This is a genomic window from Pseudomonas sp. fls2-241-R2A-110 (assembly GCF_030209165.1).
In the GTDB taxonomy this organism is placed as follows: domain Bacteria; phylum Pseudomonadota; class Gammaproteobacteria; order Pseudomonadales; family Pseudomonadaceae; genus Aquipseudomonas.
On sequence record NZ_JARVSN010000018.1, the window covers coordinates 196188 to 217754 of the forward strand.

General features: G+C 60.2%; 18 protein-coding genes and 1 riboswitch. Of the genes, 11 read left to right on the forward strand and 7 right to left on the reverse strand.

All coding sequences use genetic code 11. The features are described from left to right. Positions 1 to 13: 13 nt before the first annotated feature. Together epd and tkt are read right to left on the reverse strand one after the other, a co-directional pair. The gene (epd, locus tag QRN31_RS14940) at positions 14 to 1078 is read right to left on the reverse strand and encodes an erythrose-4-phosphate dehydrogenase (protein ID WP_285432755.1); all 1065 of its coding nucleotides are present in this window, start codon (positions 1076 to 1078) and stop codon (positions 14 to 16) included. A gap of 180 nt (positions 1079 to 1258) precedes the next feature. Continuing rightward, complete coding sequence (tkt, locus tag QRN31_RS14945) at positions 1259 to 3256, reverse strand: transketolase (RefSeq protein WP_285432756.1); 1998 nt, start codon at positions 3254 to 3256, stop codon at positions 1259 to 1261. A gap of 273 nt (positions 3257 to 3529) precedes the next feature. On the opposite strand from tkt, the gene QRN31_RS14950 reads away from it, so the two are divergent. The 4 genes from QRN31_RS14950 (at position 3530) to QRN31_RS14965 (ending at position 8058) form a co-directional block, all read left to right on the forward strand. After that, a complete protein-coding gene (locus QRN31_RS14950; RefSeq protein ID WP_285432758.1) occupies positions 3530 to 4525 on the forward strand; it encodes an ArsR/SmtB family transcription factor in 996 nt (331 codons plus the stop codon). An 18-nt stretch (positions 4526 to 4543) separates the two neighbouring features. Beyond that, entirely contained in the window at positions 4544 to 5734 is a 1191-nt protein-coding gene (gene metK / locus QRN31_RS14955) for a methionine adenosyltransferase (RefSeq protein ID WP_222588801.1), read from the forward strand. A 161-nt stretch (positions 5735 to 5895) separates the two neighbouring features. Continuing rightward, a complete protein-coding gene (gene ligB, locus QRN31_RS14960; RefSeq protein ID WP_285432760.1) occupies positions 5896 to 7566 on the forward strand; it encodes an NAD-dependent DNA ligase LigB in 1671 nt (556 codons plus the stop codon). A 96-nt stretch (positions 7567 to 7662) separates the two neighbouring features. Next, on the forward strand, positions 7663 to 8058 hold the full coding sequence (locus QRN31_RS14965; RefSeq protein ID WP_285432761.1) for a DUF1090 domain-containing protein: 396 nt from the start codon (positions 7663 to 7665) through the stop codon (positions 8056 to 8058). 122 nt (positions 8059 to 8180) lie between these two features. Here QRN31_RS14965 and QRN31_RS14970 read toward each other — a convergent pair whose 3' ends face one another. Further along, the gene (locus tag QRN31_RS14970; protein ID WP_285432762.1) at positions 8181 to 8630 is read right to left on the reverse strand and encodes a c-type cytochrome; all 450 of its coding nucleotides are present in this window, start codon (positions 8628 to 8630) and stop codon (positions 8181 to 8183) included. A gap of 128 nt (positions 8631 to 8758) precedes the next feature. Between QRN31_RS14970 and mltA the strand changes: the two genes are divergently transcribed. After that, positions 8759 to 9943: a murein transglycosylase A gene (gene mltA, locus QRN31_RS14975; protein ID WP_285432764.1), complete on the forward strand. Its 1185-nt coding sequence runs from the start codon at positions 8759 to 8761 to the stop codon at positions 9941 to 9943. 127 nt (positions 9944 to 10070) lie between these two features. Here the strand turns inward: mltA and QRN31_RS14980 are convergent, their stop codons facing one another. Continuing rightward, positions 10071 to 10454: an MAPEG family protein gene (locus QRN31_RS14980; protein WP_285432766.1), complete on the reverse strand. Its 384-nt coding sequence runs from the start codon at positions 10452 to 10454 to the stop codon at positions 10071 to 10073. A 37-nt stretch (positions 10455 to 10491) separates the two neighbouring features. Beyond that, complete coding sequence (locus QRN31_RS14985; protein ID WP_285432767.1) at positions 10492 to 11325, reverse strand: EamA family transporter; 834 nt, start codon at positions 11323 to 11325, stop codon at positions 10492 to 10494. 218 nt (positions 11326 to 11543) lie between these two features. Here QRN31_RS14985 and QRN31_RS14990 point away from each other — a divergent pair, with 218 nt between their 5' ends. Further along, positions 11544 to 12713 carry an MFS transporter gene (locus QRN31_RS14990; RefSeq protein ID WP_222588807.1) on the forward strand — a complete coding sequence of 390 codons (1170 nt, stop codon included), beginning with the start codon at positions 11544 to 11546 and terminating at the stop codon, positions 12711 to 12713. A 139-nt stretch (positions 12714 to 12852) separates the two neighbouring features. Beyond that, complete coding sequence (locus tag QRN31_RS14995; protein ID WP_285432770.1) at positions 12853 to 14118, forward strand: cation:proton antiporter; 1266 nt, start codon at positions 12853 to 12855, stop codon at positions 14116 to 14118. On the opposite strand, the gene QRN31_RS15000 is transcribed toward QRN31_RS14995, so the two are convergent. Then, entirely contained in the window at positions 14119 to 15006 is an 888-nt protein-coding gene (locus tag QRN31_RS15000) for a formate/nitrite transporter family protein (RefSeq protein WP_285432771.1), read from the reverse strand. It lies immediately after the preceding gene. A 200-nt stretch (positions 15007 to 15206) separates the two neighbouring features. Further along, positions 15207 to 15614, reverse strand: a complete 408-nt coding sequence (locus tag QRN31_RS15005) for an acyl-CoA thioesterase (RefSeq protein ID WP_090178712.1) — start codon at positions 15612 to 15614, stop codon at positions 15207 to 15209. Positions 15615 to 15811: 197 nt separating this feature from the next. After that, positions 15812 to 15914, forward strand: a riboswitch (S-adenosyl-L-homocysteine riboswitch). Positions 15915 to 15937: 23 nt separating this feature from the next. Between QRN31_RS15005 and ahcY the strand changes: the two genes are divergently transcribed. From ahcY to rhlE2, 4 genes are all read left to right on the forward strand, one after another. Beyond that, on the forward strand, positions 15938 to 17347 hold the full coding sequence (gene ahcY, locus QRN31_RS15010) for an adenosylhomocysteinase (protein ID WP_285432774.1): 1410 nt from the start codon (positions 15938 to 15940) through the stop codon (positions 17345 to 17347). A gap of 89 nt (positions 17348 to 17436) precedes the next feature. Further along, complete coding sequence (gene metF, locus QRN31_RS15015; RefSeq protein ID WP_285432775.1) at positions 17437 to 18282, forward strand: methylenetetrahydrofolate reductase [NAD(P)H]; 846 nt, start codon at positions 17437 to 17439, stop codon at positions 18280 to 18282. A gap of 124 nt (positions 18283 to 18406) precedes the next feature. After that, positions 18407 to 19222, forward strand: coding sequence for a substrate-binding periplasmic protein (locus QRN31_RS15020; protein ID WP_285432776.1), 816 nt, complete (start codon positions 18407 to 18409; stop codon positions 19220 to 19222). A 223-nt stretch (positions 19223 to 19445) separates the two neighbouring features. Next, on the forward strand, positions 19446 to 21320 hold the full coding sequence (rhlE2, locus tag QRN31_RS15025) for an RNA helicase RhlE2 (RefSeq protein WP_208671069.1): 1875 nt from the start codon (positions 19446 to 19448) through the stop codon (positions 21318 to 21320). Positions 21321 to 21567 lie beyond the last annotated feature (247 nt).

Consider the following 21567-nt stretch of genomic DNA (forward strand, 5'->3'; position numbering starts at 1 on the left):
CGCATTTCCTGAGTTACAGTTTCTGAGAAACAGGGAGTGGAGAGGCTGTTTGCAGATAGTGTTCTGCTACGTCCAGCATTCGGTTGGCAAACCCCCATTCGTTGTCGAACCAGGCCAGGATGTTCACCAGCCGTGGGCCGGAAACTCGGGTCTGACTGGCATCGACGATCGCCGAATGTGGGTCATGGTTGAAATCACAGCTTGCATGGGGCAACTCGGTATAAGCCAGAAGGCCTTTGAGCGGGCCGCTGGTGGCGGCCTCGCGCAAAATCCGGTTGACCTCGGTGGCGTCGGTGTCGCTCACGGTCTGCATCGTGATGTCGAGGCAAGACACATTAACGGTTGGCACCCGCACGGCTTTGGCCTGAATTCGCCCGGCAAGTTCCGGCAGCAGGCGTTCAATGCCTCGTGCCAGACCAGTGGACACCGGAATCACCGACTGGAACGCTGAACGCGTACGGCGCAGGTCTTCGTGATGATAGGCGTCGATGACCGGCTGATCGTTCATTGCCGAGTGAATGGTGGTGATCGACACGTATTCCAGACCAATGGCCTGGTCCAGCAGGCGCAACAGCGGCACGCCGCAGTTGGTGGTGCAGGATGCGTTGGACACCAGCAGCTCGTCGCCGGTCAGGCAATCCTGGTTCACGCCGAAGACGATGGTGGCATCGACATCCGCTTCGCTGGCCATCGGCTGGGAAAACAATACGCGTGGCGCACCGGCATCGAGGAACCGCTGGCCATCGTCCCGCGTGTGGTAGGCGCCGGAGCACTCCAGCACCAGATCGACGCCCAGGGACGCCCAATCGATACCTTCGGGGGTGGCACTGCGCAGGACCTTCACGCAGTCGCCATTAATATGCAGACAATCGCCCTCAACCCTCACTTCACCGGGAAAACGCCCGTGAGTGGAGTCGAAGCGTGTCAGGTATTCGATGCTGGCCATGTCAGCCAGATCGTTGATCGCGACAATTTCAAACCCGGCCTTCGCTCCTCGCTCGAACAACGCACGCAAGACACAACGACCGATCCGGCCGTAGCCGTTGAGTGCAACTTTATAAGGACGCGGTTGAGGCATGGGGTTCTCGATTACCGTGGTGAATCTGTCATTGCAGCATTGCCTGAGCCACTGCTTTCGCGAGCAGGCTCGCTCCCACATTGGGCTTGTGTTGTGAACACTGCTTGTGTCACACAACAAATCCCCTGTGGGAGCGAGCCTGCTCGCGAAGGCGGCGGTTCAGACGCCGCAACTTCTGGATCAGTCTTCCAGCAGCTCTTCAGCCTGACCCAGGATGTTTTCCAGGGTGAAGCCGAACTCTTCGAACAAGGCTGGCGCTGGCGCCGACTCGCCGTAGGTGGTCATGCCGATCACGCGGCCTTCCAGGCCCACGTACTTGTACCAGTAGTCCGCGTGAGCGGCTTCGATGGCGATACGGGCGCTGACTTGCAACGGCAGAACGGCTTGCTTGTAGCCAGCATCCTGGGCATCGAACACGCTGGTGCACGGCATCGAAACGACGCGAACCTTGCGGCCTTGCTCGGTGAGCTTGTCGTAAGCCTGAACCGCCAGGCCCACTTCCGAACCGGTAGAGATCAGGATCAGCTCAGGCTCGCCTGCGCAGTCCTTCAACACGTAGCCGCCACGGGCGATGTCGGCGATCTGCAGCGCGCTGCGTTCCTGATGCTGCAGGTTCTGACGCGAGAAGATCAGCGCCGAAGGGCCGTCCTTGCGCTCGATGGCTGCTTTCCAGCAAACGGCCGATTCAACGGCATCGGCTGGACGCCAGGTGTCGAGGTTCGGCGTGCTGCGCAGGCTGGTCAGTTGCTCGATCGGCTGGTGAGTCGGGCCGTCTTCGCCCAGGCCGATGGAGTCGTGGGTGTAAACGAACACCACGCGCTTTTTCATCAGCGAGGCCATGCGCACAGCGTTGCGGGCGTATTCCATGAACATCAGGAAGGTCGCGCCGTAAGGCACCAGACCACCATGCAAGGCCACGCCGTTCATGATCGCGCTCATGCCGAATTCGCGAACGCCGTAGTACATGTAGTTGCCGCTGGCGTCTTCAGCCGAAACACCTTTGCAACCTTTCCACAGGGTCAGGTTGGAACCGGCCAGGTCAGCGGAGCCGCCCAGCAGTTCAGGCAACAGCGGGCCGTAGGCATTGAGTGCGTTCTGGCTGGCTTTACGGCTGGCGATGGTTTCGCCCTTGGCCGCAACTTCAGCAATGTAAGCCGAAGCTTTTTCAGCGAAGTCTTCCGGCAGATCGCCACCCAGGCGACGGACCAGTTCGTTGGCCAGCTCAGGGAAAGCGGCGGAGTAGGCAGCGAAACGCTGATCCCACTCGGCTTCGGCTGCGCGGCCGGCTTCCTTGGCGTCCCACTCGGCATAGATGTCAGCCGGGATTTCGAACGGGCCGTAGTTCCATTTCAGTGCAGCACGGGTCAGAGCGATTTCCGCGTCACCCAACGGGGCGCCGTGGCAGTCTTCTTTGCCTTGCTTGTTCGGCGAACCGAAACCGATGGTGGTCTTGCAGCAGATCAGGGTTGGCCGATCGCTTTTGCGCGCGGTTTCGATCGCGATCTTGATCTCTTCCGGATCGTGACCGTCGACGTTGCGGATCACTTGCCAGTTGTAGGCTTCGAAGCGCTTAGGGGTGTCATCGGTGAACCAGCCTTCGACTTCGCCGTCGATGGAGATGCCGTTGTCATCGTAGAAGGCGATCAGTTTGCCCAGGCCCAAAGTACCAGCCAGGGAGCCGACTTCGTGGGAAATGCCTTCCATCATGCAGCCATCACCCAGGAACACGTAGGTGTGGTGATCGACAACGTTGTGGCCAGGACGGTTGAACTGCGCCGCCAGGACTTTTTCAGCCAGGGCGAAACCCACGGCGTTGGCCAGGCCTTGGCCCAGTGGACCGGTGGTGGTCTCAACGCCCGGGGTGTAGCCGAATTCCGGGTGACCCGGGGTGCGGCTGTGCAGCTGGCGGAAGTTTTTCAGGTCATCGATCGACAGGTCGTAGCCGGTCAGGTGCAGCAGCGAGTAGATCAACATCGAGCCGTGACCGTTGGACAGCACGAAGCGATCACGGTCGGCGAACGATGGATTGCTCGGGTTGTGCTTCAGGTAGTCACGCCAAAGTACTTCGGCGATATCCGCCATACCCATCGGGGCACCGGGATGGCCGCTGTTGGCTTTTTGCACGGCATCCATGCTGAGGGCACGAATGGCGTTGGCACGCTCACGACGGCTGGGCATCGCTGTTCTCCTGCGGGTTCTGTATCGAGAGTGAATAAAACGAAACGGAAAAAAGGCGAGCATTTTCCCTCACCCACCCGCCTCGGGGCAATGACAGATAGTCATCCAGAGGTGTTTTTCCAAAGGATAACGACGGTTTCGACTGATGAAACCTTTCCGCTGTCCGTTTGTTGACTGAAGCTAACGCCGAGAAGTGCCATCTATCGAGCAATATCAAAACTTTTTGATATTGCTCTTGCGGTGATTTCTGCCCGTCACTAGACTGCTGGCCTTATGAATTTACGTGCGCCTTCCATTCAACATGACGATTGCGATGATCTGGCGGCCCTGTGCAAGGCCGGCGGTGATCCTCTGCGGCTTAATGTATTGCGCGCGCTGGCCAACGATTCGTTCGGCGTGCTGGAGCTGGCGCAGATCTTCGGCATCGGCCAGTCCGGCATGAGTCACCACCTCAAGGTCCTGGCCCAGGCCAACCTGGTGGCGACTCGCCGTGAAGGCAACGCGATTTTCTACCGTCGCGCCCTGCCCCACACCGATCTGCTGGGCGGCAAGCTGCACACAGCCCTGCTGGAAGAAGTCGACAACCTGACCCTGCCCGCCGATGTGCAGGCGCGGATCGCTCAAGTCCACGGGCAACGAGCCGCGGCCAGTCAGGACTTTTTCTCCCGGGTGGCGGAGAAGTTTCGCGCCCAGCAAGATTTGATCGCCGGCCTGCCGCAGTACCGCGAAAGCGTGGTGGCATTGCTCGACAAGCTGAGTTTCAGCGAAAGCGCCACGGCCATCGAAGTCGGCCCCGGCGACGGTGGATTCCTGCCGGAACTGGCGCGCCGCTTCAGCCTGGTCACCGCGCTGGACAACAGCCCGGCGATGCTCGAACTGGCGCGCCAGGTCTGCGAACGAGAAATGTTGGCTAACGTCAGCCTGCAACTGGCCGATGCATTGAATGGCGTCAGTCTCAAGGCCGATTGCGTTGTACTGAACATGGTGCTGCACCATTTCGCCGCGCCGGCCGATGCGCTCAAGCACATGGCCGACTTGCTGCAACCGGGCGGTAGCCTGCTCGTGACAGAGTTATGTAGCCACAACCAGAGTTGGGCCAGGGAGGCCTGCGGTGATCTCTGGTTGGGGTTTGAACAGGACGATTTGGCCCGTTGGGCCACCGCTGCGGGACTCGTTCCCGGGGAAAGCCTCTATGTAGGCTTACGTAATGGTTTCCAGATCCAGGTCCGCCATTTTCAGCGACCGGCTGGCGACACTCACCATCGGTAAATTCAGGAAAAAATCGAGATGAGCGAATACTCCCTCTTCACCTCCGAGTCCGTGTCCGAAGGGCATCCGGATAAAATCGCCGACCAGATTTCCGATGCGGTGCTGGACGCCATCATTGCTGAAGACAAGTTCGCCCGTGTGGCGTGCGAAACGCTGGTCAAGACCGGCGTGGCGATCATCGCAGGTGAAGTCACCACGTCGGCCTGGGTCGACCTGGAAGAAATCGTGCGCAACGTCATTCTGGACATCGGCTACAACAGCTCCGATGTCGGCTTCGACGGCGCCACTTGCGGCGTGATGAACATCATCGGCAAGCAATCTCCTGACATCAATCAGGGCGTTGACCGTGCCAAGCCTGAAGATCAGGGCGCCGGCGACCAGGGCCTGATGTTCGGCTACGCCAGCAACGAAACCGACGTGCTGATGCCAGCACCGATCACCTTCTCGCACCAGCTGGTCAAGCGTCAGGCCGAAGCCCGTAAATCCGGCCTGCTGCCTTGGCTGCGCCCGGACGCCAAGTCGCAAGTGACTTGCCGTTACGAAGGCGGCAAAGTTGTGGGTATCGACGCCGTTGTCCTGTCGACCCAGCACAACCCTGACGTGTCGTACAAAGACCTGCGCGAAGGCGTGATGGAGCTGATCGTCAAGCACGTGCTGCCTGCCGAACTGCTGAGCAAAGACACCCAGTTCCACATCAACCCGACCGGCCAGTTCATCATCGGCGGCCCGGTGGGCGACTGCGGTTTGACCGGTCGCAAGATTATCGTCGACAGCTACGGCGGCATGGCTCGCCATGGTGGCGGCGCGTTCTCCGGCAAGGATCCATCGAAGGTTGACCGTTCGGCTGCCTACGCTGGTCGTTACGTGGCCAAGAACATCGTCGCTGCCGGCCTGGCCGAGCGTTGCGAGATTCAGGTTTCCTACGCTATCGGTGTTGCCCAGCCTACGTCGATCTCGTTGAACACCTTCGGCACCGGCAAAATCAGCGACGACAAAATCGTCAAACTGGTTCGCGAAGTGTTCGACCTGCGTCCATACGCGATCACCACCATGCTCGACCTGCTGCACCCGATGTACCAGGAAACCGCTGCGTACGGCCACTTCGGTCGCACCCCGGCGACCAAGACTGTGGGCGAAGACACGTTCACCACGTTCACCTGGGAAAAAACCGACCGCGCCGACGACCTGCGTCTGGCTGCCGGCCTGTAAGACTTTCCCGGCGGTACCCAAAGCCCTGCACGGTTCGCCGCGCGGGGCTTTTTATTGCCCTCTGTTTCACAACCCGACACACGCTGAAAAACGATCAAGCGCCTCCCCCCCGAATTCCGTCCTAGCCTTCAAGCACTCCACTTTGAGCAAGGACGCTCACGATGCTTCTGCGCCTGTTTATCGCTTCCTTCCTGACTTTGCTGTGCCTGAACTCAAACGCCGCCTGCCCGGACTGGCCACCCGCCCGCGCCCTGGACGAAATCATTGCGCTGCAAAAGCAGATCGACCTCTGGGACGACCACTATCACCGGGGCGGGCGCGCATTGGTCGCTGACGAAATCTATGATCAGTCCCGCGCGCAACTGAACGAATGGCGAGATTGTTTTGACCTGGGACTGGCGCCGGAACCGTTGCGCACCGCTGGCGGCAAGATCGCCCACCCGGTCGCCCACACCGGGCTGGAAAAATTGCGTGATGCTCAGGCGGTAGAACACTGGCTGCGTGATCGAAACGATATCTGGGTCCAACCCAAGGTCGATGGCGTGGCGGTGACGCTGATCTATCGCAACGGTGTGCTGCATCAAGCGATCAGTCGCGGCGACGGGGTAAACGGACAGGACTGGACCACCTCGGCGCGACAGATCGCGCAGATTCCTCAAACGTTGCCCCAACCGCTGGACGTGCTGGTCCAAGGTGAACTCTATTGGCGCTTGACCGAACACAGGCAAGCCCAGGCCGGCAGCTTCAACGCTCGCTCCACCGTGGCAGGGCTGATGGCGCGCAAAAATCTGAACGCCGAACAAGCCAAGGGGATCGGGTTGTTTGTCTGGGACTGGCCGCAGGGCCCGGCCACGCTGCCCGCACGCGTGGCGGCCCTGGAGGAGTTGGGTTTCCCGAGTACGGCGCCCTACAGCCAGCCGATCAAGGCATTTGCTGACGCCGAGCGTTGGCGCGATCACTGGTATCGCGCGCCGCTGCCGTTCGCCAGCGATGGCATCGTGTTGCGTCAAAGCCAGCGTCCACCGGCCGAACGCTGGCAGGCACGGCCATCCTTCTGGAGTGTTGCCTGGAAGTATCCATTCGCCCAGGCGCTGGCCGAAGTGCGCAAGGTCCACTTCAACATTGGTCGAACCGGGCGGATTACGCCGGTGCTGGATCTGACGCCGGTCAAGCTCGATGACCGACAGATCAAGCGTGTCAGCGTCAGTTCTCTGCAACGCTGGGCAGACATGGACATTCGCCCCGGCGATCAGGTGTCCATCAGCCTCGCAGGCCTGACCATTCCAAGGCTCGAGGGCGTTGTACTGCGCAGTACCGAGCGCACTGAACTGAATGTTCCGTCAGCGTCAGACTTTCATCATTTGAGTTGTTGGCAACCCACATCTGGCTGCGAGAGCCAATTCCTCGCGCGCCTGACCTGGCTCGGCAGCAAGCAGGGGCTGGAATTGCCTCACGTCGGACGCGGCACCTGGGAGAAGCTTTTGGAAACAGGCCACCTGAAAGGCCTTCTGGATTGGTTGACCCTCGACGCTCAAGAGCTTGCTAACATTGACGGCTTCGGTGTGCGCAGCAGCGCTCGACTTTTAGACAGTTTCAGCAGCGCCCGCCAACGACCCTTTACTCGCTGGCTCAAAGCCTTGGGGATACCGCCGACCGGTCAGGCACCGCTTGGCAATTCATGGCAGGAACTGGCGCAACGAAATACCGAACAATGGCAGGCAGAACCTGGTATCGGCTCGGGACGCGCGGCGCAATTGAGCGCCTTTTTTCGCGATCCGCAGGTTCTGGCACTGCGTGAAACATTACACATGGCCGGTATTAACGGATTCTGAACACAGTCGTCCCGCCAGCCCGGGAACCCAAAGGTGCCAATGGGCTCCAACGCCCATCGCCACATCGACACGATCGCCTTTGCACATGGAGCTTTTATGAAATTTCTTTCACCGCTCGCCTTGTTGACCCTTTGCAGCGTGTTGGTTGCACCACTGATGGCCGCCGAAGAAGCCCCGGAGCTGACCGGTTGCGCGGCCAAGAAACAGGGCATCATCAATCAGATCGAGCTGGCCAAATCCCACGGAAACGCCGATCAGCAGGCCGGCCTCGAAACGGCCCTGAGCGAAGTCACCGCCCATTGCACCGATGCCTCGCTGAAGAAGGAACGGGAAAACAAGGTGCTCGACGCCAAGCATGAGGTCAGCAAGCGTCAGGCCGACCTCGATAAAGCCATGAAGAAAGGCGATCCCGACAAGATCAACAAGCGTAAAGACAAACTCGCCGAGTCCCGCAAGGAATTGCAGGACGCGCTCGATGAACTGGATAAGTAAGTCTCAGGATAATTGATCGTTCCCACGCTCCTGCGTGGGAATGCAGCCCGTGACGCTCCGCGTCCCTTGAGGCATTCCCACGCGGAGCATGGGAACGATCAACTCAGAGCCTCAAACGAGCATCAATGATTCCGAAACTCTTTATGACAAGCGCTGCAGGCATCTTCGACTTTTTGCACGGCCGGGCCCAGGTTGCTGGCCTTGTAGGGTTGAACCTTGCTGACGACCACCAACTCACCGGTGGCGCTTTCAAGGGTGCGGGCCATTTCCTGGAAACGTGCCTGCTGTTGCCACACATTGTCCTTGGCGCTGGTGTGATCTTCTTCACGCACCTGCGGGAAATGCTTCCACGGCTCATGGGACAACGTATCGAGTTTCACGGCGCCGTCGGCGAACTTCGGACCGTCAAACGGAATGCGGCCACGCAACATGCCGCCCAGGTCTTCGCCAGTCTTGAGCATCTGCTTGAAGATCGCCTTGCGCTGACCCAGCGGCGAATTCGGGTCGACACCGCCGCAAGCGGACAAGGCCAGGCAGGCCAGCAATACAACAGAAAGTCTTTTAAGAGTCATGTTGGCTTCAGATCACGGGAAACGGCCGCCAGTATCCTCGCGTCGCCGGCAAAGACCAATAGCCCTATTATCAATACGGGTTGCTTGAGCGCATGGAGCACTCAGGCAACCGGCAAAGGAAATACTCCATGAATAGCCGTTTCAAGGCATGGCGTCACACTCTGGCCTGGACCCTTCCGATGGTGGCCGTGCTCGCGGGCTGCACCGGCGGCGACAACAACGCGCCCAAGACCCACGCGCTGGCCACCTATTCCAGCGCCACCTGGGAAGCACTGCCAGCGGTGACCGACAACGACCTCGTCGCCGGCTTCGGCTCGTGGCGCAGCGCCTGCACACGACTCAAGGCCGACCCGGTCTGGGGTTCGACCTGCGCGGCGTCCGCCAATGTGCCGCAAACCGCCAATGACATCCGCGCTTTCCTCAAACAAAACCTCGACGTCTACGGTCTGCGCGCCGCCAATGACAACGCCAACGGCTTGATCACCGGCTATTACGAACCGGTCTACCCCGGCAGCCTGACCCAGACCGAGACAGCGAACATTCCAGTGTACGGCGTACCTGACGACATGATCATCGTCTCGCTGGACAGCATCTACCCGGAACTCAAGGGCAAACGCCTGCGCGGACGACTCGAAGGTCGCGTTCTCAAGCCTTACGACGATGCGGCAACAATTGAAACCAAAGGGGTCAAGGCACCGGTCGTGGCCTGGCTAACCGACCCAATGAACCTGCAATTCCTGCAAATCCAGGGTTCGGGCCGCATTCAGCTCGACGACGGGCGCCAACTGCGCATTGCGTATGCCGACCAGAATGGCCATCCGTATCGGCCCATCGGCCGCTGGCTGGTGGAGCAAGGCGAACTGAAGAAAGAAGACGTGACCATGGGCGCGATCAGCTCCTGGGCCAAGGCCAACCCGTCGCGCATTCCCCAATTGCTGGGCAGTAACCCGAGCTATGTGTTTTTCACCCGCAACCCGGACAGCAACGAAGGCCCACGGGGCTCGCTGAACGTCCCACTGACTGCCGGCTACAGCGCAGCCGTGGACCGCAAAGTGATTCCGCTGGGCAGCCTGTTGTGGTTGTCGACCACTAAACCGGATGGCACCGCACTGGTAAGGCCGGTAGCCGCTCAGGACACCGGCGGCGCGATTGCCGGCGAAGTGCGTGCGGATTTGTTCTGGGGCACTGGCGAGGCGGCCGGGCAACTGGCCGGGGACATGAAGCAGCAGGGGCAGATCTGGATGCTATGGCCAAAAGGTGCGCCGTTGCCGCAAGTGCCTCAAGTTGCCGATGCGGTCAAAACGAGCCTTTGAATTCTGCGGTGACTGGTCAATAGCAATCGCGGGCAAGCCCGCTCCCACATCGATCCATGCAACACCAGAGATCAACTGTGGGAGCGGGCTTGCCCGCGATGAGGCCAGCAAAATCACCTCAATACTTTCAGACTGACACCACAAAGAAACTGGCGATCAACCCCATCCCCACAAACCACATCAGCGACCGCAAGATCGCCCAGTCCGCCAGGTAGCAAATGATGTAGAGCAACCGGCTGGTGATGAACAACACCGACAACACATTGATCGTCACCAGCTCGGCATTGCCGGCCAGATGCGCCACGATCACTGCTGCCGCAAAGGCGGGAGTCACCTCAAAGCCGTTCAGTTGCGCCGCATGCGCGCGTCGGCCCAAACCATTGAGTGACTCAAGAAAGTCCCGGGGGTCATGGTTGTCTTTCAAAGTGAACCTGCCGCTGACCTTGGCGATAGCCGTGCAGATGTAAGGCAGGAAAATCGCGATCAAAATGCACCACAGAGCAACCGTCATATGCCGTCCTTTTCAAGTTTCAAAAATGCAGGGGCCGTCAAAACTTCATGACCAACATGCCGATCAGCACCAGCCCACAGGCTAAGAGCCGCGGCCGGCCGAAAGGTTCTTTCAGGTAACGCATGCCGAACAGCACCACCAGTATCACGCTGATCTCACGCAGTGCCGCCGCTTCGGCAATTGACCCCAGCTGCATCGCCCATAGCACCAAAGCGTAGCTGAACAACACACAAAACCCGACCGCCAGCCCCAACCGCCATTGTTCACGCCAGAACAGCTTGAACGCCGGGCGCTTGCGCACCAGCGCAAGCAACGGGAATGGCCAGGCACTGAGCAGCGTGACCCAAACCAGGTAATCCAGAGGGTGCGACCAACGCCGCAGCGCCTGGCCATCGATGTAGGTGTAGCAGCCGATGCACAGGCCGATCAGCCCCACCACCGGCAACATCGACCAAGGCAACCGCGCACCGCCGCCGCCCTGCCATAACAGGCAAAGCATGCCGAACGGGATCAACAGAATCCCGAATATCTGCTGGTTGGTCAGTACTTCGCCAGCAAAGATCAGCGTCAGTGCCAGCACCACCAGCGGCGACAACCCGCGCATCAGCGGATAGACCAACCCGAGATCGCCGACCCGGTACGCCTGGATCAGCAGATAGCGATACAGCAATTCGAACAATGCCGACGCCAGAATCCATGGCCAGATTTCAATCGGCGGCCACGCCACAAAGGGCAGCATCAGAGCGACAAACAGCAGCGCCACGCTGTCCATGCAGGCCACCACCAGCAGCCGTTCGGCACTGAATTTGATCAGGGTATTCCACGCCGCGTGCAACAGCGCCGCCACCAACACCAAAACCGTCGCAAGCACGGCACACTCCTTATTTTGTTTTTGTTCCCTGCCAGACGCGCCAGGATTATTGATTCGCCATAGGCTCGCAGCTGTTTATACTGCAAGCGACCACGCCGCACTCAGTTGCGCACAGACCAATTCCAATAACTTCTGCCCCTGCCCGCTCTCCTCGAGAACGGTCATTGGCATGCGTATGCCTGATCAGAGCGTCAAGACTACCGACAGAGACCTTGCGCATGCCACTCGCTTTGCTTGCCCTCGCTGTTGCCGCCTTCGGCATCGGCACCACTGAATTCGTCATCATGGGTTTGCTCCCCGATGTCGCCCGCGACCTCGCCGTGAGCATTCCCCACGCAGGCTTGCTGATTACCGGCTACGCCCTGGGCGTGGTATTCGGCGCGCCGATCCTCGCGATCGGCACCGCCAACATGCCGCGAAAAGCCACGCTGCTGGGCATGACGCTGATGTTCATCCTCGGCAACGTGCTGTGCGCACTGGCGCCGAACTACGCCACGTTGATGGCCGCGCGAGTGGTCACTGCGTTGTGCCACGGCGCGTTCTTCGGTATCGGTTCGGTGGTTGCGGCGGGCCTGGTCGCCCCGAACAAGCGGGCGCAGGCGATTGCCATGATGTTCACCGGCCTGACGCTGGCCAACGTGCTCGGCGTGCCGTTGGGCACCGCGCTCGGTCAATACGCCGGCTGGCGCTCGACGTTCTGGGCGGTCTCGGTGATCGGTGTGATTGCGGCCATCGCACAATGGGCCTGGCTGCCAAAGCACATCGCAATGGACAAGGCCAACCTCGCCAGCGAGTTCAAAGTGCTGGGCAAGGTCAATGTGTTGTTGGCGTTGGGCATGAGCGTGCTGGCGTCGACCAGTCTGTTCAGCGTGTTCACTTACATCGCGCCGATCCTGCAGGACATCACCGGTGTCAGCCCGCATGGCGTGACCATCATGCTGCTGTTGTTTGGGGTCGGTCTGACAGCGGGCAGCATGCTGGGCGGGCGTTTGGCGGACAGCCGATTGCTGCCCTCGCTGGTGGGCATGGCGCTGGCCGTAGCGGTTGTATTGGCGGCTTTCAGCCAGACCAGCCACTCGGTCATTCCGGCGGCGATCACGCTGGTGTTGTGGGGCATCTTCGCTTTTGCACTGTGCCCGATCCTGCAATTGCTGATCATCGACCAAGCGCATGAAGCACCGAACCTGGGCTCAACGCTGAACCAGAGCGCCTTCAATCTTGGCAACGCGGCTGGTGCTTGGATCGGCGGACTCGTGGTGGCCAGCGGCGCGGATCTGGCGGACCTGCCATGGACCGGCGCCTTTGTGAGTGGCTTGACCGTGCTGACCGCGCTTTTCTTTATTTACCTGCAACGTCGCAGCGCGGCTGCGGTCAATGTGTCCGGCTGAACCATTGCGTCGTGCAAGCTCGTTCCCGCTTGGACTGCGTAGATCCCTGTGGGAGCGAGCCTGCTCGCGATGAAGCTGACGCGGTAAACCTGCCGATTTACGCAATCGCTATTTCCTACCCCCCATCCAAGGACCCCGGATGCTTGAACTTGTCGCTGCATTCATTTGCCTCACCACGCTCCTCACCTACGTAAACTTCCGTTTCATCGGCCTGCCCCCGACCATTGGCGTGATGGTCACGGCCCTGATGTTTTCCCTGCTGCTGCAAGGCCTGAGTCTGCTCGGTTACCCCGGCCTCGAAGATCGGATCCAGCAGTTGATCAGCCAGATCGACTTTGGCGATCTGTTGATGAACTGGATGCTGTCCTTCCTGCTGTTTGCCGGCGCCCTGCACGTCAACCTCAATGACCTGCGCGACTACCGCTGGCCCATCGGCTTGCTGGCGACGTTCGGCGTATTGATCGCCACCGCAGTGATTGGCAGCCTCGCCTATTACATTTTTGCCCTGTTCGGCTGGCACGTGAGCTTCCTCTATTGCCTGCTGTTCGGTGCGTTGATTTCTCCCACCGACCCGATCGCAGTGCTCGGCGTGCTACGGACCGCCAATGCGTCCAAGCCGCTGAAAACCACCATCGTCGGTGAGTCGCTGTTCAACGACGGCACCGCCGTGGTGGTCTTCACCGTGCTGCTGGGCATTGCTCAACTCGGCGAAACCCCGACCGTCGGCGCCACGGCGATGCTGTTCGCTCATGAGGCGATTGGCGGCGTGCTGTTCGGTGGGCTGATTGGCTATCTGGTGTACCTGATGATCAACAGCATCGAGCAGCATCAGATCGAAGTCATGCTGACCCTGGCGCTGGTGATCGGCGGTTCGGCCATGGCGTCGGAGCTGCATGTGTCCGCACCGATCGCGATGGTGGTCGCCGGGCTGATCATCGGCAACCTGGGCCGCAACCTGGCGATGAACGACATGACCCGAAAGTACCTGGACGGTTTCTGGGAATTGCTCGACGACATGCTCAACGCCCTGCTGTTCGCCCTGATCGGCATGGAATTGTTGCTGCTGCCGTTCAGTTGGCTGCATGCGCTGGCCGCGGGTTTGCTGGCGCTGGCGATTCTGCTGTCGCGCCTGTTGACAGTCGCACCTGCCATCTTGCTGCTGCGGCGCTGGCGCACGGTGCCGCGCGGAACGATCCGGATTCTGACCTGGGGTGGTTTGCGCGGCGGTGTTTCGGTTGCGCTCGCCCTGGCCCTGCCGTTGGGACCGGAGCGTGACTTGCTGCTGAGCATCACCTACATCGTGGTGCTGTCATCGATCCTGTTGCAGGGCCTGAGCATTGGCAAACTGGTCAAGTACGTGACCCGGGATGAGCCTGCGCCAGCGGCACAGGCCGAGCATCACTGATCAGTTTTTGCGTTTCTGCGAATTCGGGGCCGAGCCCTGATTCGCAGTGTTCTTCGGCGGTCCGCTTTCGCTGCGGATCTGCGCATGGCTGATCAGCGCGAAGATGAAGCTGCCGCCGATGATGTTGCCCGCCAGTGTTGGTCCGGCAAACACCAGCCAGAAATCCTTCCACGGCAACTCGCCAGCAAACACCAGGTAAGAAACCTCGGCAGACCCGACCACGATATGGGTGAAATCCCCCAGCGCCATCAGGTAGGTGATGAGGATGATGATCCACATCTTGGCGCTTTCCATGGAGGGAATCATCCAGACCATGGTGGCAATCATCCAGCCCGAGACGATGCCTTTGGCGAACATCTGGCTGGCGCTGTTTTCCATGATCTTGCGACCGATCTCGAGAAAGGCCAGGTCGGTCTTGCTGTCGAAAATCGGCAAATGCAACATCACGTAGGCCACCAGCAAGGTCCCACAGAGGTTGCCGACCAGCACGACGCTCCACAAGCGCAGCAACCGGCCGACATTGCTCAAGGTGGGTTTGGTCATGATTGGCAGCACGGCCGTCAGGGTGTTTTCGGTGAACAATTGCTGACGGGCGAGGATGACCGCGAGAAACCCGGCGCAGTAGCCGAAACTGGCGATCACTTTAAAGGCTTCGCCGTCAGGCAAGCGAGAGTTGAGCAGCCCCATGGCCATCAACGACAACCCCATGGTCAGGCCGGCAGCCAACGCCGACCACCACAAGGCAGCGACACTGCGTTCCAGCTCCTGATCGCCCTGGGTGCGAATGATCTCGTGCAGCACCGCCGCGCGCGGCGGCTGGTTCCTGTCGACGTCTTGCTGCTCTTCAGGCGAGAGGTTCGGGGTCTTGCCGTCTTTTTGCGTGTCCATAAAGCTCCGGAACCAGTGGTGTGTCATGAAGGTACGACACGCGGGGTTCGGAGCTGTTCACTGCCCTCAACAGATCGTTCTCATACTCTGCGCGGGAATGCCTCAATGGACGCTCTGCGTCCGCTCTTGGGACGCGGAGCGTCCCGGGCTGCATTCCCACGCAAAGCGTGGGAACGATCAACGATCAGCCGCCGCCGAGGTTACTTGGTGACCAATTCATCTTCCTTGAACTGGTCTTTGACGTACTTGATCTCGGTGCGCCCGTGCGGTGCCGGCAGCCCGTCTTCGCCGAGGTTGACGAAGACCATCCGCTCGACGGTCAGGATGCTCTTGCGGGTGATCTTGTTGCGCACTTCGCAGGTCAGGGTAATCGAGGTGCGGCCAAATTCGGTGGCGGTGATCCCCAGTTCAATGATGTCGCCCTGGCGCGAGGCGCTGACGAAGTTGATCTCGGAAATGTACTTGGTCACCACGCGCTGATTGCCCAACTGGACGATGGCGTAGATCGCCGCTTCTTCGTCGATCCAGCGCAGCAGGCTGCCGCCGAACAGGGTGCCGTTGGGGTTCAGGTCTTCGGGTTTTACCCATTTGCGGGTGTGGAAATTCATCTTCACTCCTGAGCGTCTTGCCGAATATTGGCGCCATCTTGGCAGACTGAGCGGTCATGCTCCATGCGGCTTCTACTATGGTCGCCATTAGCGATCTTCATCTGGCCGACAGAAACCCTTTGGAAGATCAGTCTAGACGGCTATAATCGCCACCGTTTCAAAACGGTAACGTTGCACTGATACCGTTTTCCCGCCACCTGTCCGAGGGGCGCTGCAGCAGGTTCGACCTGTCAGGCTCGGATGGGGCGTTGACTGGCCATGATCGGCCGGACACTAAACGCACAACGGCGCCCATTCGCATACATTACGAATGGAGGCTCTTCATGAGCGCTGTTATCACGCCTGCAGATTTTAACGATTACAAAGTGGCCGACATGTCCCTGGCTGCCTGGGGCCGTCGCGAAACCATCATCGCCGAATCCGAAATGCCTGCCCTGATGGGTCTGCGCCGCAAATACGCCGGTGAGCAGCCGCTCAAAGGCGCGAAAATCCTCGGCTGCATCCACATGACCATTCAGACTGCCGTGCTGATCGAAACCCTGGTTGCCCTGGGTGCCGAAGTACGCTGGTCGTCCTGCAACATTTTCTCGACTCAAGACCAGGCCGCTGCCGCTATCGCCGCTGCCGGCATCCCGGTTTTCGCCTGGAAAGGCGAGACTGAAGCAGAGTACGAGTGGTGCCTGGAGCAAACCATCCTCAAAGATGGCGCGCCTTGGGATGCCAACATGATCCTCGACGACGGCGGCGACCTGACCGAGCTGCTGCACAAGAAATACCCGGCCATCCTGGACCGCGTCCACGGCGTGACCGAAGAAACCACCACTGGCGTTCACCGCCTGCTGGACATGCTGGCCAAGGGCGAGCTGAAAATCCCGGCCATCAACGTCAACGACTCGGTGACCAAGTCCAAGAACGACAACAAGTACGGCTGCCGTCATAGCCTGAACGATGCGATCAAGCGCGGCACCGACCACTTGTTGTCCGGCAAGCAAGCGCTGGTCATCGGTTACGGTGACGTGGGCAAGGGTTCCGCCCAGTCCCTGCGTCAGGAAGGCATGATCGTTAAAGTCTCCGAAGTCGACCCGATCTGCGCCATGCAAGCCTGCATGGACGGCTACGAACTGGTTTCGCCGTTCATCGACGGCATCAACGACGGCACCGAAGCCAGCATCGACAAAGCCTTGCTGGGCAAGATCGACCTGATCGTGACCACCACCGGCAACGTCAATGTTTGCGACGCGAACATGCTCAAAGCCCTGAAGAAGCGCGCTGTTGTCTGCAACATCGGCCACTTCGACAACGAAATCGACACCGCTTTCATGCGCAAGAACTGGGCATGGGAAGAAGTGAAGCCACAGGTTCACAAAATCCACCGTACCGGTCCTGGCGCGTTCGACGCCCAGAACGACGACTACCTGATCCTGCTGGCCGAAGGCCGTCTGGTTAACCTGGGTAACGCCACCGGTCACCCAAGCCGCATCATGGACGGTTCGTTCGCCAACCAGGTGCTGGCTCAGATCTTCCTGTTCGGTCAAAAGTACGCCGACCTGTCGCCAGCCCAGAAAGCCGAGCGCCTGACCGTTGAAGTACTGCCGAAGAAGCTCGACGAAGAAGTGGCCCTGGAAATGGTCCGCGGTTTCGGCGGCGTAGTGACTCGACTGACCAAGACCCAGGCCGATTACATCGGCGTGACCGTCGAAGGCCCGTTCAAGCCTCACGCTTACCGCTACTGATTGGACCCGGCGGGCTTTGCGCCCGCCGATCCTGACCAGGCGGACCGGCCATCACCGGCCCGCCTTTTGCGATTGCAAAGGGTATTCCCATGTCCCAAGAACGTCGCTACAGCTTCGAGTTCTTCCCTACGAAGACCGATGCTGGGCATGAAAAACTGATTGCTACGGCCCGTCATCTGGCGACCTACAATCCTGACTTCTTCTCTTGCACCTACGGCGCTGGTGGTTCGACCCGTGATCGCACGCTAAACACCGTGTTGCAGCTCGAAAGCGAAGTCAAAGTCCCTGCCGCACCGCATTTGTCCTGCGTTGGCGACAGCAAAAACGACTTGCGCGGTCTGCTGGCCCAGTACAAGGCGGCAGGCATCACCCGTATCGTTGCCCTGCGCGGTGACCTGCCGTCGGGCATGGGCATGGCCAGCGGCGAATTGCGCCACGCCAACGACCTGGTTGAATTCATTCGTGAAGAAACCGGTGATCATTTCCATATCGAAGTCGCCGCCTACCCGGAAATGCATCCGCAAGCGCGCAATTTCGAAGACGATCTGAACAACTTCGTGCGCAAGGCCAACGCTGGCGCCAACAGCGCCATCACCCAGTACTTCTTCAACGCCGACAGCTACTTCTACTTCGTCGAGCGTGTACGGGCGAAGGGCGTGAACATCCCGATCGTGCCAGGCATCATGCCGATCACCAACTACAGCAAGCTCGCGCGCTTCTCCGACGCCTGCGGTGCGGAAATCCCGCGCTGGATCCGCAAGCAACTGGAAGCCTACGGCGACGACACCCAGAGCATTCAACGCTTTGGTGAGCAAGTCATCACCGAAATGTGCGAACGTCTGTTGCAAGGTGGCGCACCGGGCCTGCACTTCTACACACTGAATCAGGCTGAAGCGAGTCTGGCGGTGTGGAACAACCTGAAGTTGCCGCGCTGAAACAGTGCAGCACTCCAATAAGGCTCTGGCGAAACCCAGGGCCTTTTTTATGGAATGCGCCCCGAGCCAGAGCTTCTGGATCCAGTTTCTGGCTCTTTATGGTTTCTCGTCGTAATCTCAAGCCATGCCTCTAATCGCGCAGTTACTCACCCTGTTTGTTTTCACTTGCCTGAGCTTTGCCGCCCGGGGCGAGAAGCTGCGCATTGTCACGGAACCGTGGGCGCCGTACGTGTATGAGGAAAATGGCAAATCCCTGGGCCTGGATTACGAAACCACGGCCATTGTCTTCAAACGACTGGGGATCGAGGTGGACTGGCAGTTCCTGCCGTGGAAACGCTGCCTTTCAATGCTTGAAACGGGTCAAGCGGACGGTGCGCTGGATATTTTCCACAGTGACGAACGCGACGCGACGTTGCTCTACCCCAGCGAACCGCTGTCGGAAGTCGAGTTCGTGATGTTCTACGCCAACGAGCACCCGCATCCATTCCGCACCCTGGACGACCTCAAAGGCCTGACCATCGGCACCTCGCCCGGTTATCTGTACAGCCAGGACTTCAGGGAATCGACCTTGTTCACACGGGAACCGGCGCCGACTCACGAAGCCAACTTCGGCAAGCTGGTGCGTGGGCGCATCGACCTGCTGATCACTGATCGCCGGGTCGGTCAGCATTTGCTCGATGAACTGGGCATCCGCGACAAGATCACTGAAAACCCCACCGTCATCAGCCACCAGAGCCAGTTTTTGGCGGTACGCCGCAATGCCGGCATGGATTTGCTGGTGCAGCGCTTCGGTGCCGAACTCAAGCGCTTCAAGCGCGAGCCCGCCTACGCTGAGCTGAGCGCCCGTTACGGCGCCGATCCGGTCAACAGTGTGAAAGCGGCCAGCGCCTCCTCGACCACCGTAAAAACCGTTGAGCAGCAGGAAAGCGGCGCGCAGTGATTGCTCTGTTATACTCCGGCCTTCCCGCCAGGCTCACGCCCGGACGCTCGGAATCGTTCAAGGCATCTCGACCCCGCTACAGCGCAGCTTTTCAGCCCGCGCGAGCGCTCCAGACGAGCCTTCGAAACCCAGCAGGACCGGACGGGATTGCGTTCCTCTTAAACGCCATTCGCGCCAGGCAAGACTCCCATTGGGCCAAGCCCTAACTAAAACAGGATTACTCATGTCCTTTGCTTCCCTCGGTCTCTCCGAGGCTTTAGTCCGCGCCATCGAGGCAGCGGGCTATACCGAGCCTACTCCGGTGCAACAGCGGGCCATTCCCGCCGTGTTGCAAGGTCGCGACCTGATGGTCGCGGCACAGACAGGTACTGGTAAAACCGGCGGCTTTGCCCTTCCGATTCTGGAGCGGTTGTTCCCCAACGGTCACCCGGACAAATCCCAGCGTCACGGCCCGCGCCAACCACGCGTATTGGTCCTGACCCCTACCCGCGAACTCGCGGCTCAAGTGCACGAGAGCTTCAAGGTCTATGCCCGTGACCTGAAGTTCGTCAGCGCCTGCATCTTCGGCGGCGTCGGCATGAACCCACAGGTTCAGGCCATGTCCCGTGGTGTCGACGTGCTGGTGGCCTGCCCTGGCCGCCTGCTCGACCTCGCCGGCCAAGGCAGCGTCGATTTGTCCCACGTGGAAATCCTCGTGCTGGACGAAGCCGACCGCATGCTCGACATGGGCTTTGTCCATGACGTGAAGAAGGTCCTGGCCCGTCTGCCGAGCAAACGTCAGAACCTGCTGTTCTCGGCGACGTTCTCCAAAGACATCACCGACCTTGCCGGCAAGCTGCTGCATAACCCGGAACGCATTGAAGTCACGCCGCCGAACACCACGGTCGAGCGCATCGAACAGCGCGTATTCCGTCTGCCGGCCAACCACAAGCGTTCGCTGCTGGCGCATTTGATCACCGCAGGCGCCTGGGAACAGGTGCTGGTGTTCACCCGCACCAAGCACGGCGCCAACCGCCTGGCCGAGTACCTGGACAAACACGGCCTCTCCGCCGTCGCGATCCACGGCAACAAGAGCCAGAACGCACGCACCAAAGCCCTGGCCGACTTCAAGGCTGGCGAAGTGCGCATCCTGGTCGCCACCGACATCGCCGCTCGCGGTCTGGACATCGACCAGTTGCCGCACGTGGTCAACTTCGAACTGCCGAACGTCGATGAAGATTACGTCCACCGTATCGGCCGTACTGGCCGTGCCGGTCGTTCGGGCGAGGCGATCTCGCTGGTCGCTCCCGACGAAGAAAAGCTGCTCAAAAGCATCGAGCGCATGACCAAGCAAAAGATTGCCGACGGCAATCTGATGGGCTTCGACTCCAGCGCCGTAGAAGCCGAGAAACCTGAAGTCCGCGAGCGTCCGGATGTGCGTAACCCGCGCAACCCACGTGGCCCGCGCGGCGACGGTCCGACCGGCACTGGCGGTGGCGGCGGTCGTAAAGACAAGGGCAAGGACAAGGGCGGCAAGGAAAAACCGGCGGCCACCGGTCGCGGCGATCGCCCGGCCCGTGAACACAAGCCACGCGAAGGCACACCGGCTCGCGAGCAACAGCGTCCGGCGCCACGCGCCGCCGCTGATCGTGCCCCGGACGAGTTCCTGGACGACGACGTGGACAACTTCGGTAACCGCGTCGATTACGTGCCTCAGGCCAAACCGGCCCAGGGCCGTGGCCGCCGTCCGGGTGCTCCGGCACAAGGCGCGGCAGCTGGCGCAGGTGCTCCGCGCACGGGCGGCAAGCCTCAAGGTCGCCAAAGCGGTCCACGCAGCAGCGACGGCGCAACCACTGGCACACCGCCAGCCAAGCGCAGCGGCCCACGCAACGGCGCTCCACGTGACGGCCAGGCCCGTCGTGAAGAGTCCCGCAACCGCCGCCCGGCTCGTGACGATCAGCCGCGTTCGGAACCAGCCGTGCAAAACCCGCGCGGCCCGGCACCGAAGATCATTCACAAGGAGTCGAAAACCGATCGTTTCCCGACTCCTGAGCAACTTGATCAACTGCCAGGCCGTCCTCGCGGTGAAAAACCAGCCTTGCTGACCCGCAATCGCTGAGTTATCGCCGCAATGAAAAATGCCCCTGATCGCAAGATCCGGGGCATTTTTTCTGGCCGACACTAACCCACTGTGGGAGCGAGCTTGCTCGCGATGAGGCCATCACATTCAGCATCGATGTTGAATGGAAGTCCGCCATCGCGGGCAAGCTCGCTCCCACAAGGGATCTGCGGTGCCAATTCTTTCGGCAGGCAATAAAAAACGCCCCTGACCGTGAGGCCAGGGGCGTTTTTGTGTCAGGCGAAAG